Genomic DNA, 13136 nt, shown 5'->3' with positions numbered 1-13136 from the left:
AAAGGTTGTAGTTTAAAAGGCATATTCGTGCATTTTAATTTTATTAATAAATATCTACACGCTCTTTTAATTCTTTACCTGCTTTAAAGTGCGGTACAGATTTAGCTTCTAATTTAACAGAATCACCCGTTTTTGGATTACGCCCTAAACGAGGATTACGATAATGCAGTGAAAAACTTCCAAATCCTCTCAACTCAACACGATCGCCATTTTCAAGAGATTGAGAAATAAACTCCAAAATATCTTTTACCATATTTTCGATTTCTTTTACGGGTAAAGTCGGATGTTTCGCTAATAATTTTTCTATAAGTTCTGACTTAGTCATCGTCTTCTCTCCCTTAATATTATTCAAATTAAGATTTATTGCTAATACATTATTTCAATATATTAGCAATAAGCCCTAAAAATAAGGCTGGACATGAGCCCAGCCTTATGACGTGAATTAATTATTCACCTTTAGCTGCTTTAAATGCTTCAGCCATTGCGTTTGGAATAGCTACTTCTTCTTGTTTGTTATTCACATTTGCAACTGCAGCAGCTTCTTCAGCTTGATCTTTTGCTTTCACTGATAAGTGAACGATACGAGATTTACGATCTACACCAGTGTATTTAGCTTCAACTACATCACCTGCAGCAACTTCATTTGTTAAATCAGCTGCGCGGATATAACCTTCAACGCCGCCCGCTAATTCAACTTTAGCACCTTTTGCATCTGCTTCAACTACTGTTGCAGATACTACAGCGCCTTTTTTATTGATTGCTACGAAGTTATTGAATGGATCTTCTTCAAGTTGTTTGATACCTAAAGAGATACGCTCTTTCACTGCATCAACAGCTAATACTACTGCAGAAACTTCGTCACCTTTTTTGTAGTTACGAACTGCTTCTTCACCTGATACATTCCAAGAAATATCAGATAAGTGAACTAAACCATCGATGCCACCTTCAAGACCGATGAAGATACCGAAATCAGTGATAGACTTGATTTTACCAGTTACTTTATCGCCTTTATTATGAGTTTCAGCAAATTGAGTCCATGGGTTAGCTTTACATTGTTTTAAACCTAAAGAAATACGACGACGTTCTTCATCAATTTCTAATACCATTACTTCTACAGTATCGCCTAAGCTAACAACTTTAGATGGGTGGATATTTTTGTTAGTCCAATCCATTTCTGAAACGTGAACTAAACCTTCAACGCCATCTAAGATCTCAACGAAACAACCATAGTCTGTTAAGTTAGTTACTTTACCAGTTAATTTGCTGTTTACAGGGTGATTTTCAGCAATTGCAGCCCATGGGTCTTGGCCTAATTGTTTTAAGCCTAAAGATACACGAGTACGATCTTTATCAAATTTTAATACTTTAACAGTAACTTCATCGCCAACATTCACGATTTCGCTTGGATGTTTAACACGTTTCCAAGCCATATCGGTGATATGTAATAAACCGTCAACACCACCAAGATCAACGAATGCACCGTACTCAGTTAAGTTTTTAACGATACCTTTAACTTCTGAACCTTCAACAAGATTTTCTAATACTTGTTCACGTTCTTGGCTGTTTTCAGATTCAATCACTGCACGACGAGAAACAACAACGTTATTACGTTTTTGATCTAATTTGATTACTTTGAATTCTAATTCTTTACCAAGTAAGTGATCTGCTTCACGCGCTGGACGAGTATCAACTAAAGAACCTGGTAAGAATGCACGAACACCGTTTAACTCAACTGTGAAGCCGCCTTTCACTTTGCCGTTGATTAAACCGATAACAGTTGCTTTTTCTTCGTAAGCTTTTTCTAATTCAATCCAAGATTCGTGACGAACAGCTTTCTCACGAGAAAGTTTAGTTTCACCGAAACCATCTTCAACTGCATCTAATGCAACATTTACAGTATCGCCAACTTGGATTTCAAGTTCGCCTTGTGCATTTAAGAATTCAGCAACTGGGATTGCAGACTCAGATTTTAAACCTGCATCAACAAGCACAAAGCCTTTTTGGATAGCTACTACAGTACCGCTAACGATTGAACCTTGACGAGTTTCAAGGCCTTTTAATGATTCTTCAAAAAGTTGAGCAAAAGATTCTGACATATAAATAATCTTCTTAATTTAAGTTAATAACATCCACATTAAAATCCATAAAATGCGGGGTTGAGGATAAATGCTTATTCTTCCTTGAACAAACAGTTAAATAGAAACTGACACCTTTTCTTGAATATAAGCTAACGCCTGATCAATAACTTCATCAATACTCAACGTTGTGCTATCCAATAATAAAGCATCATCAGCCGGTTTTAGAGGCGCAACCTCTCGATTTCTATCACGAAAATCACGCTCTTTTATCTCGGCTAAAATCTGCTCAAAGTTACCATTTATTCCTTTATTTTGCAACTGTTTATAGCGTCTTTTTGCACGCTCTTCAGCACTCGCATCTAAAAATAACTTCACTTGAGCATTTGGGAATACCACAGTCCCCATATCTCTACCATCAGCAATTAATCCATCATTTTTCGCAAAATCTTGCTGAAGTTGTAGTAAAGCTGACCGCACTTCTGGAAACACAGCTACTTTAGATGCGGCATCAGCGACTTCTTGAGTGCGAATTAGATCGCTTACATTCATGCCAGCAAGCAAAATATTCACCTCGCCATTTTGAGGAATAAATTGAATATCTAAATGACGAGCTAACTCTGCTAGCACCGATTCATTTGTTAAATCAGTTTTACGTTGTAATGCAGCTAATGCTGTAACGCGATAAATTGCTCCACTATCCAACAACGCATAACCTAGCTTTTCTGCCAAAGCGTAACAAAGCGTACCTTTCCCAGCACCACTAGGGCCATCAACAGTAATAATCGTTCCCATATAACTTATCCTTTACTTATCAAAAGTTGACGTATTATAAAGATAAACACTCTATTTCGCTATTGCCACCTTTCAAACTTAACTCAAGATCCATTAACAAAGAGTAAAAAAATAACAAACGCGCACCTATAAGCTTTTTTAGTTAAGGAGCTAACCCACTTATCCCCTATCTTTTAAAATTAATTTTTTTCATTTTTTTCGCGGTTTTATATTAATTTTAATAAAAAACCATTGAGTTTGACAAAACATAATAAGATAATGCGAATCTTTTTCAAAAAAAACAATAAGGATATGTAATGAAGAAAGTTATTAAATTAAATTTAATCACACTCTGCTTAATCAATACCCTTAGTGTTTCTATCGTTGATGCAAAAGCTGAAGAAACATTAGATCAAATTGATGTAGTAGAAAAAAATGTCGCTAACGATAAAAAACCTTTTACGGAAGCAAAAGCGAAAAGTACCCGAGAGCATATTTTTAAAGAAACTCAGACTATCGATCAAGTCATTCGAAGTATCCCTGGTGCATTTACTCAACAAGATAAAGGCTCTGGCGTAGTTTCTGTTAATATTCGTGGCGAAAATGGGTTAGGTCGTGTCAATACTATGGTCGATGGAGTCACACAAACTTTTTACTCTACAGCCATGGACTCAGGTCAATCTGGTGGTAATTCTCAATTCGGTGCATCGCTTGATCCTAACTTCATTGCTGGTGTCGATGTCAATAAAAGCAACTTTTCAGGTTCTAATGGCGTAAATACCTTATCTGGTAGTGCCAATTTTAGAACGCTAGGTGTTAATGATGTTATTACTGATGACAAACCATTTGGACTCATCGTAAAAGGAATGACAGGGAGCAATGCAACTAAATCGAATTTTATGACAATGGCTGCAGGCAGAAAATGGCTGGATAATGGTGGTTATGTTGGTGTGGTATATGGTTACAGTCAACGTGAAGTTTCACAAGATTATCTTATTGGTGGAGGAGAACGATTGTCTTCGCTTGGACAAGATATTCTTGCTAAAGAAAAAGAAGCCTATTTCCACAATGCAGGTTATGTTTTAAATTCAGCTGGACAGTGGACACCTGATTTAAACAAAAATCATTGGTCTTGTAACGCACCTAATCCAACATTTAATGGAAATACAGACCCAATTACGACAACCGATGAACTCACTGGAACTATAGAAACAAGAACACCAGGCTGTATTACTCGAATTGAACGACAAGAAGAAAATTACGATTATATTAGTGAAGAGGACACGCCAGATGAGCCACGTTACAATACATCTCGCTATCAACTTGATAACTATAAAAATGAAACAAGAAAGAAAATTTTAAAAGAATTAGCAAATGGCACTCAGCCTCAAGAAATACCTGAATTACAGGATGAAGTAAATTCTACAAATGACTCATTTGAGCGCAATAAAGATCAATATAGTGTTGCCCCTATTGAGCCAGGTAGTTTGCAATCTCGTTCTCGTAGCCATTTATTAAAATTTGAATATGGCGATGACAACCATACCTTAGGTGCACAAATACGTACCCTTGATAATAAAATTGGTTCTCGAAAAATCGAAAATCGTAATTATCAATTAAATTATAATTTTAATAATAATCGCTATCTTGATCTAAATCTAATGGTAGCACATAACTTAGGTAAAACTATTTATCCTAAAGGTGCATTCTTTTCTGGTTGGCAAGTAGAAGATAAATTAATTACAAAGAATGTGGCAAATATTATTGATATTAACAATAGCTATACTTTTTTATTGCCAAAAGAAATTGATTTAAAAACCACATTAGGCTTTAATTACTTTATTAATGAGTATAGTAAAAACCGTTTTCCTGAAGAATTAAGTTTGTTTTATAACAATGAATCACACTCCCAAGGAAACTATAGCTATTTAGGTCGCTTCCAAGGAAGCAAAAGCGGATTACCACAACGTTCAGTGATCTTACAACCTTCCGGTAAACAAAAATTTAAAACTGTTTATTTTGATACCGCACTTTCTAAAGGAATTTACCATTTAGACTATAGTGTCAATTTTACGCATTATGCATTTAACGGTGAGTATGTAGGTTACGAAAATACACCAACACAAATTAATGAACCGATTTTGCATAAATCAGGACATAAAACAGCAATAAATCACTCAGCAACACTTAGCGCAGATATCAATGATTATTTTATGCCGTTTTTCACCTATTCGCGCACACATAGAATGCCAAATATTCAAGAAATGTTCTTCTCTCAAGCATCTGACGTTGGGGTAAATACGGCATTAAAACCTGAGCGAGCTGAAACTTATCAACTTGGATTTAATACCTATAAAAAAGGCATTTTCACTAAAGAAGATATATTAGGTTTAAAACTAGTGGGCTATCGCAGCTTTATCAAAAATTATATTCATAATGTATATGGTGTATGGTGGAGAGATGGCGTTGTTCCTGACTGGGCAGCTAATAATGGATTTAGATTCACCATTGCTCATCAAAATTATAAGCCTATTGTGAAAAAGAGCGGCGTCGAGTTAGAAATTAACTATGACATGGGACGTTTCTTTGCAAATCTATCTTATGCATACCAACGAACAAATCAACCAACCAATTATGCGGATGCAAGCCCACGTCCTAACAACGCATCAAAAGATGATATTCTGAAACAAGGTTATGGTCTATCCCGTATATCAATGTTACCTAAAGATTATGGAAGATTAGAACTTGGATCTCGCTGGTTTGATCAAAAATTAACTCTTGGTATCGCAGCACGTTACTATGGAAAAAGTAAACGAGCAACCATTCAAGAAGATTATATTAACGGTTCTCAATTTGAATTAAATACGAGCCATGAACGAACTTATTATGCAATCAAGAAAACAGAGGAAATTAATAAACAACCGATTATTTTAGATTTGCATGTAAGTTATGAACCGGTTAAAGATTTAATTATCAAAGCTGAAGTACAAAACCTACTAGATAAACGTTATGTTGATCCTTTAGACTCAGGCAATGATGCTGCTTCACAGCGCTATTATTCAAGCTTAAATGATTCAATTTGTAGTAAAAATAATACTTGTGAAGATGGAGGAAAAGATAAATCTGTACTTTATAACTTTGCACGAGGAAGAACTTATATTCTGAGTTTGAACTATAAATTCTAATTGGCTCATATAAAAAGGCATAGCTAATAAGCTATGCCTTTTTGAATAATGTTTATAATTCAATTTTAGAATTTATTATCTTATTAAAAGATTATTACTACAGTCTATCAATCATCCCTAATACTAATGACGAAGACTGTTTTGCAGCCAACGGTAAGAACTCTTCAAAAGACATACTTGCTTCACCATCTCCTCCATCCGAAATAGCTCGAACCACCACAAAAGGCACATTAAAAGCATAACAAACTTGAGCAATCGCTGTAGCCTCCATTTCAACCCCCATTACATTCGGGAAGTCAGCTTTTATTTGTGCAATTTTGTCTTCACTATTAATGAAACTATCGCCAGAGCAAATTAAACCACGTTTTACAGATTGTCCTTGTTTTTCTGCAATTTCTTGAGCGAGGTCAGCCAATTTTTTGTCTGATAAAAATGCTGTGGGATTAGCGGGCAACTGCCCTTTTTCATAGCCAAAAGCTGTCACATCCGCATCGTGATAGCGTGTTTCATCAGAAATTACAATATCTCCCACTTTCAAGCCTTTTGCTACCCCACCCGCAGAACCAGTATTGATCACAAAATCTGGCTTGGCTAATTGCAACAATGCAGTCGTACCAATGGCAGCTGCCACTTTTCCAATACCTGATTGCAATAATGCAACATCTTTACCATTAATTTTTCCTTCAAAAATGACCGCACTTGCTACTCGAGTTTCAGTTCTCTCTGCCATTAAATTTTTTAAAATTTCGACTTCTTGCGCCATTGCGCCAACAATTCCGATTTTCATCACTTTTGTTCCTGTTCTATTTTATTTACCAAAAAATCCAGCACAGCCACGCTATAATCATCGTTATAAAGCGTACTCGCCGTGAGTACATATTTTCCACCAATGACAACGTAAGGATAGGTAAAAACACCATATTCTTCCGTCAATTCAATCGCATCTTGAATTTGTTCTTTTACTCTTTCTGAATTTTCAGTTTGAATAAATAACTGCTTATCTAGCCCTTGTTCTTCCGCCCATTGTTGAATTTTATTTGTAGCAGACAACTCTGCATAACGGGATTTTTCTGAAGTTTCAAATAATAAAACATTAGATAATTCACCCGCACTTAGCGCTTGTAAGGTATAAAAAATGCGTGCGCTAAACTGACTATCCGCAGTTGCAATAGGATATTGTTCCAACGCAACTTTATTTGTACGCATTTGACTATAAAGCTCCAAAATATCTTGCGCTGACGAACATACGCGGCAATCGTAATCAAAAAAGAATTGAATACGTATTTTTTTATCCGCTCTAGGCGCTTGTTCAATAGGCTCTTGATAAGAAAAATAATCTCGGCCATCTTCAAAATGCATGACATCAGAAGATGGTAAGTGCGGTGAATTTTGAGTAGAAAATTCTTTTTGATTTACTTCAGCTAGAACCGATGATGTAAACCCAAATAAGCCTAATACGAATAATCCATAAAATTTCAAAACATTACTCATCAATCGCTTCAATATATTCCACTAAAAGCTGTACATTTCGGTTACCACGAAACTCATTAACATCCAATTTATATGCAAATCTCGCCTGTTTAATTGAAAGATCGGGATACAATCTTGTATCAATATTAAACGCAACTGCATCTAATAAAGGTCCACCTTGTTTTGGCTCTACTAACATTTTGAGATGGTTTTGATTTTGTCCAATTGCACGCTGATCTAAAATTTTAAATTCGCCATCAAAACAAGGCTCTGGGAAAGCTTGTCCCCAAGGGCCTACTGATTTTATCAGTTCCGCCGTTTCAAGATTAAATTCATTTGAATTTAATTCACCATCGGTCCAGATTACACCTTGTAAATGTTCTTCATCAAGCCAATCGGCAACGGTTTGATTAAAAACATGTTGGAAATCATCAAAGTGTTCTTCTCGGAGGCTTAATCCCGCAGCCATCGCATGGCCACCAAATTTTAAAATCATATTAGGATGTTGCGAATGAATACGTTCTAAAACATCACGCATATGCAAACCTTCGATAGAACGCGCAGAACCTTTCAAAATTCCCTCACTATCTTTCGCGAAGGCAACCACAGGGCGATGATATTGCTCTTTAATCCGAGATGACACAATGCCCAACACACCTTGATGCCAATCTGGTTGATAAAGTGTAATCCCCGAAGGTAACTCTTTAAAAAGTGCGGTGAGATTTTGGCAAATTTCTAGCGCCTCAAGCTTCATGCCTGCTTCAATTTCTTTACGCGTTTGGTTGAGTTGATCAAGATCTAACGCTAATTCTCTGGCTTTTAGCATATCGTCCACCAGTAAAAGCTCTACCCCAATCGACATATTGTCTAAGCGCCCCGCTGCATTTAAACGAGGTCCGATACAAAAACCGAGATCACTTGAAGTAAACTGTTCAATATTACGGTTAGCCACTTCTGCTAATGCAACAATACCGGGACGGCAACGCCGTGCACGAATCCGCATTAAACCTTGATAAGCAAGGATACGATTATTTTGATCTAAAGGCACCACATCTGCGACAGTACCTAATGCCACTAAATCGAGCAAGTCAGTAAAATTAGGTTGTGTTTCTGCAGTAAAAATACCGAGCTCACGAAATTTTGCTCGTACGGCTAACATCAAATAAAACGCAACACCAACGCCCGCTAAGGATTTTGAAGGAAAACCACACTGACTTAAATTAGGATTAACAATAGCATCAGCTGGCGGCAAAGTTTCGGAAGGTAAATGATGATCCGTGACTAAAACTCGAATACCTTTTTCTTTTAAAAATGCAACGCCTTCAAAAGATGAAACGCCGTTATCCACCGTCATTAACATCTGTACACCCTTTTCAATCGCCATTTCAGCCACAGGAATACTCAAACCATAACCCTGTTCAAATCGATTTGGTACAAGGTAATCTACATCAGAAAAACCAAGTTGTCTTAAAGCAAGCACACTCAATGCTGTACTAGTTGCACCATCAGCATCAAAATCCCCAACAATCACTATTTTTTGCTGTTGTTGGTAAGCTTCTACTAATAAATTTACCGCTTGTTCAATACCATATAGCTGATTTGGATTCAGCATTGATTTTAAAGTGCGGTCTAATTCTTCGGTGTTTTGAATATGGCGTGCGCGATAAAGGCGATCTAATAACGGATGGTTTGAAACAGAATTTCCAATTGGAATTTCACGGCGTTTGATAAGTTTTTTCACTGGATATTAATTCATATCTAAAAGCAAAAAGCTGTTGAAATCAACAGCTCTTTTATCTATACTTTTTCCTGTCGGTCAGGGCTTTTAACCCTGAATGCTGACAGGGGTTAAAAGCCCTACTGACCATTAGTCTAACTATTGTGTCAGCTAAGGATTTTAATAATGCCTAAATTATGTATTTATATCATAGTCTTCGTATTGTTAATGCTTTTAAGCTCCCCAGCATATTAAGCATAACCGACTAAATACAAGGGGTAGGCATCTGCCCCTTGCTTTTCATTATAAAATCATTTCGCTGTTTCTTCAAGTGCGCTCAATAAATCAGCTGGTTTTAAATAACCGCCAATAAGCTCACCAGTTGAGGTAACAATACTTGGTGTGCCATTTACGCCAAATTGCGCGCCTAATTCATAATGTTTTTTCACAACATTTGGGATTTTAACTTCTTTCGGTAAATTGCCTTTTTCAGCTTCATTTAAAGCAAAAACAGGATCTTTAGCCGTCCAAATTGCTTCCATTTGTTTTGCAGTTTGGTTATTCATGCCCGCACGAGGGAAAGCTAAATAACGTACAGTAATGCCAAGATCATTATATTCTTTTAATTGCTGATGTAATAAATGGCAATAATGGCAAGTAATATCCATAAATACCGTCACAACATGCTTTTCATTTTTAGCGGGATAAACAATCATCTCGTTTTTATAAGAATTAAGTTTATCCACTAAAATTTTACCAGCAACATCAACAGGACCATTATTTGTAAGTTCGTAAAGTTTACCTTGGAAAGCATATTTTCCATCTTCCGTCACATAAAGTACGCCTTGATCTGTTACGGCAGTTTTGATACCTGAAATTGGTGAAGATTTCACATCAATATTTGATGCACCAAGAGACTGTAATTTGCTTTTAATTGTAGCATCGTTTGCCATTGCATTAGTCGCAACCACGCACAAAAGTGCGGTAAAAATTTTCTTCATTTTTTGTTCCTAAATTTACCTGAGTAAGAAAGTCTGAAATTATAGAGAGATTGCTAATTTCTGCAAGGTCAAACTATCCAAAAATCAGAAAATAGCATATAATTTCACACTTTATCACACAGTGAATTTATTATGTTTGAAATCAATCCTGTAAAAAATAAAATCACCGACTTAACCGACCGCACTTCGGTGCTTCGGGGGTATCTTTGACTTCGATGCCAAAGTTGAACGTTTAGAAGAAGTCAATGCCGAATTAGAACAGCCAGATGTTTGGAATGATCCGGATAAAGCCCAAGCGCTTGGTAAAGAACGCGTTTCTTTAGAACAAGTTGTAAATACCATCAAAAATTTAGAACAAGGCTTAGAAGATGTTGATGGGCTATTAGAACTTGCCATCGAAGCAGAAGATGAAGACACCTTCAATGAAGCGGTAGCTGAATTAGATGAACTCGAACAACAACTCGAAAAATTAGAGTTCCGTCGAATGTTTAGTGGCGAACATGATGCTTGCGATTGCTATGTGGACTTACAAGCTGGTTCTGGCGGTACGGAAGCTCAAGATTGGACAGAAATGTTGCTCCGTATGTATCTCCGTTGGGCTGAAAGCAAAGGTTTTAAAACTGAACTGATGGAAGTCTCTGACGGTGATGTAGCTGGATTGAAATCGGCAACGATTAAAGTGAGCGGTGAATATGCTTTTGGTTGGTTACGAACAGAAACCGGTATTCATCGTTTGGTGCGCAAAAGTCCATTTGATTCCAATAACCGTCGTCACACATCATTCAGCGCGGCATTTGTCTACCCTGAAATTGATGACGATATTGATATTGAAATCAATCCTGCTGATTTACGTATTGATGTTTATCGTGCATCAGGGGCCGGTGGTCAGCACGTAAACAAAACTGAAAGTGCGGTGCGAATTACCCATATGCCAAGTGGTATTGTGGTGCAATGTCAAAACGACCGTTCACAGCACAAGAACAAAGATCAAGCGATGAAACAATTAAAAGCGAAATTGTATGAGCTTGAATTACAGAAGAAAAATGCAGATAAGCAAGCAATGGAAGATAATAAATCCGACATTGGTTGGGGAAGCCAAATTCGCTCTTATGTATTAGACGATTCACGCATTAAAGATTTGCGTACTGGCGTGGAAAACCGTAATACGCAAGCCGTATTAGACGGTGATTTAGATCGATTTATTGAAGCGAGTTTAAAAGCTGGGCTTTAAGCATAATTTGTAGGATAAGTAAAGACGCGTTACTTATCCCATCATAAGAAATAACCCAAAAGCGCGGTTATTTTTGAAGGTATTTTTAAAGTTAAAATTAAAGGTAAACAACATGTCAGAACAAGAAGTTAAAGAATTAGATCTCAATGGCGAAATGCTCGTTCGTCGTGAAAAATTAGCCGCACTACGTGCAAAAGGTAATGCATTTCCAAACAAATTTCGTCGTGATGCGCTCGCACAAGATTTACACAATCAATATGATGCAGAAGACGGTGAAATCTTAAAAGAGAAAAGCGTTGAAGTACAAGTTGCTGGCCGTATTATGACTCGCCGCGCAATGGGTAAAGCGACGTTTATCACCATTCAAGATATGAGCGGTAAAATCCAGCTTTATGTTGCACGAGATAATTTGCCTGAAGGCGTTTATAAAGATGACGTTGGCACTTGGGATTTAGGTGACATCGTTGGCGTTAAAGGCACTTTATTTAAAACAAAAACAGATGAACTCACAGTGAAAACCACAGAAGTTCAACTTTTAACTAAAGCACTTCGCCCATTACCAGACAAATTCCATGGCTTAACCGACCAAGAAGTTCGCTATCGCCAACGTTATTTAGATTTAATTTCTAACGAAGAATCTCGCCGCACTTTTATTATTCGTTCTAAAGTTGTCGCAGGTATTCGTGAATATTTCATTTCTAAAGGCTTTATGGAAGTGGAAACGCCAATGTTACAAGTGATTCCAGGCGGCGCATCTGCGCGTCCTTTCGTAACTCATCACAATGCATTAGATGTGGATATGTATTTGCGTATCGCACCTGAACTTTATTTAAAACGCCTAGTAGTGGGTGGCTTCGAACGAGTATTTGAATTAAACCGTAACTTCCGTAATGAAGGGGTTTCTGTTCGCCATAATCCAGAATTTACCATGCTTGAATACTACCAAGCTTATGCGGATTACCATGATTTAATGGATAACACTGAAGAACTTCTTCGTAAATTAGCGATTGATATTCTTGGTACTACCATTGTGAAATACGGCGAATACGAATTTGATTTTGGTAAACCATTCGAACGTATTACGTTACACGATGCAACGATTAAATATGGTGCAGACAAAGGTATCGTAAAAGAAGATTTATATGACTTTGATCGTGCAAAAGCCACGGCAGAACGCTTAGGTATTGAAGTACAAAAATCTTGGGGCTTAGGCAGCATTGTGAACGCAATCTTTGAAGAAGTGGCTGAACATCACTTAATTCAACCAACATTCTTAATGGCTCACCCTGCGGAAATTTCACCACTTGCACGTCGTAATGATGAAAATCCTGATGTAACAGATCGTTTTGAGCTCTTTATCGGTGGTCGTGAAATCGGTAATGGTTTCTCAGAATTAAATGACGCGGAAGATCAAAATGAACGTTTTGATGCACAAGTCGCTGCGAAAGAAGCTGGCGATGATGAAGCGATGTTTAAAGATGAAGACTTTGTTGTTGCGCTAGAACACGGTTTACCACCAACAGCAGGTGAAGGTTTAGGTATCGACCGTCTAGCAATGCTTTATGCAAATGCACCATCAATTCGTGATGTTATCTTATTCCCTGCAATGCGTCAGAAATAATAAAGACACAAATAAAAGCCACCATTTGGTGGCTTTTTTATCGAAACATGAAAAAGGGAGCT

Annotated in this window: 10 protein-coding genes; 3 read left to right on the top strand and 7 right to left on the bottom strand. The window is 37.1% G+C overall.

The annotated features are described in order from the left end of the window. Window positions 1-43 precede the first annotated feature (43 nt). From AC6H0J_RS05315 to cmk, 3 genes are all read right to left on the bottom strand, one after another. Window positions 44-343, bottom strand: coding sequence for an integration host factor subunit beta (locus AC6H0J_RS05315; protein ID WP_474509137.1), 300 nt, complete (start codon window positions 341-343; stop codon window positions 44-46). Window positions 344-446: 103 nt separating this feature from the next. Further along, window positions 447-2096 (bottom strand): 30S ribosomal protein S1, encoded by a 1650-nt coding sequence (gene rpsA, locus AC6H0J_RS05310; RefSeq protein WP_005630739.1) that lies wholly within the window; start codon window positions 2094-2096, stop codon window positions 447-449. A 96-nt stretch (window positions 2097-2192) separates the two neighbouring features. Then, entirely contained in the window at window positions 2193-2870 is a 678-nt protein-coding gene (cmk, locus tag AC6H0J_RS05305) for a (d)CMP kinase (RefSeq protein ID WP_005629290.1), read from the bottom strand. Between the two features lie 296 nt (window positions 2871-3166). Here cmk and AC6H0J_RS05300 point away from each other — a divergent pair, with 296 nt between their 5' ends. Then, window positions 3167-6034: a TonB-dependent receptor domain-containing protein gene (locus AC6H0J_RS05300; protein ID WP_497513007.1), complete on the top strand. Its 2868-nt coding sequence runs from the start codon at window positions 3167-3169 to the stop codon at window positions 6032-6034. Window positions 6035-6131: 97 nt separating this feature from the next. On the opposite strand, the gene AC6H0J_RS05295 is transcribed toward AC6H0J_RS05300, so the two are convergent. From AC6H0J_RS05295 to dsbC, 4 genes are all read right to left on the bottom strand, one after another. Further along, complete coding sequence (locus AC6H0J_RS05295; protein ID WP_497513005.1) at window positions 6132-6821, bottom strand: 5'-methylthioadenosine/adenosylhomocysteine nucleosidase; 690 nt, start codon at window positions 6819-6821, stop codon at window positions 6132-6134. Then, window positions 6821-7525 (bottom strand): thiol:disulfide interchange protein DsbA/DsbL, encoded by a 705-nt coding sequence (locus AC6H0J_RS05290; RefSeq protein ID WP_497513003.1) that lies wholly within the window; start codon window positions 7523-7525, stop codon window positions 6821-6823. The genes AC6H0J_RS05295 and AC6H0J_RS05290 overlap by 1 nt, the downstream gene beginning before the upstream one ends. Then, complete coding sequence (gene recJ, locus AC6H0J_RS05285; RefSeq protein ID WP_046952993.1) at window positions 7518-9245, bottom strand: single-stranded-DNA-specific exonuclease RecJ; 1728 nt, start codon at window positions 9243-9245, stop codon at window positions 7518-7520. Before recJ ends, AC6H0J_RS05290 begins: the two co-directional genes overlap by 8 nt. 287 nt (window positions 9246-9532) lie before the next feature. After that, on the bottom strand, window positions 9533-10222 hold the full coding sequence (gene dsbC / locus AC6H0J_RS05280) for a bifunctional protein-disulfide isomerase/oxidoreductase DsbC (protein ID WP_114892324.1): 690 nt from the start codon (window positions 10220-10222) through the stop codon (window positions 9533-9535). A 132-nt stretch (window positions 10223-10354) separates the two neighbouring features. On the opposite strand from dsbC, the gene prfB reads away from it, so the two are divergent. Both prfB and lysS read left to right on the top strand, forming a co-directional pair. Next, window positions 10355-11453, top strand: a protein-coding gene (prfB, locus tag AC6H0J_RS05275) for a peptide chain release factor 2 (RefSeq protein ID WP_114892325.1) whose coding sequence is annotated in 2 segments (ribosomal slippage) — window positions 10355-10429 and window positions 10431-11453 — 1098 coding nt in all. Because the reading frame shifts where the segments join, the coding sequence is not laid out codon by codon here. Between the two features lie 112 nt (window positions 11454-11565). Next, entirely contained in the window at window positions 11566-13074 is a 1509-nt protein-coding gene (gene lysS, locus AC6H0J_RS05270; RefSeq protein ID WP_046952990.1) for a lysine--tRNA ligase, read from the top strand. The last annotated feature ends 62 nt before the right edge of the window (window positions 13075-13136 follow it).

This window comes from Haemophilus sp. THUN1691, from assembly GCF_059704425.1.
The sequence above is the reverse complement of the archived record's forward strand: the minus strand, read 5'-3'. Positions and strand labels throughout refer to the sequence as shown.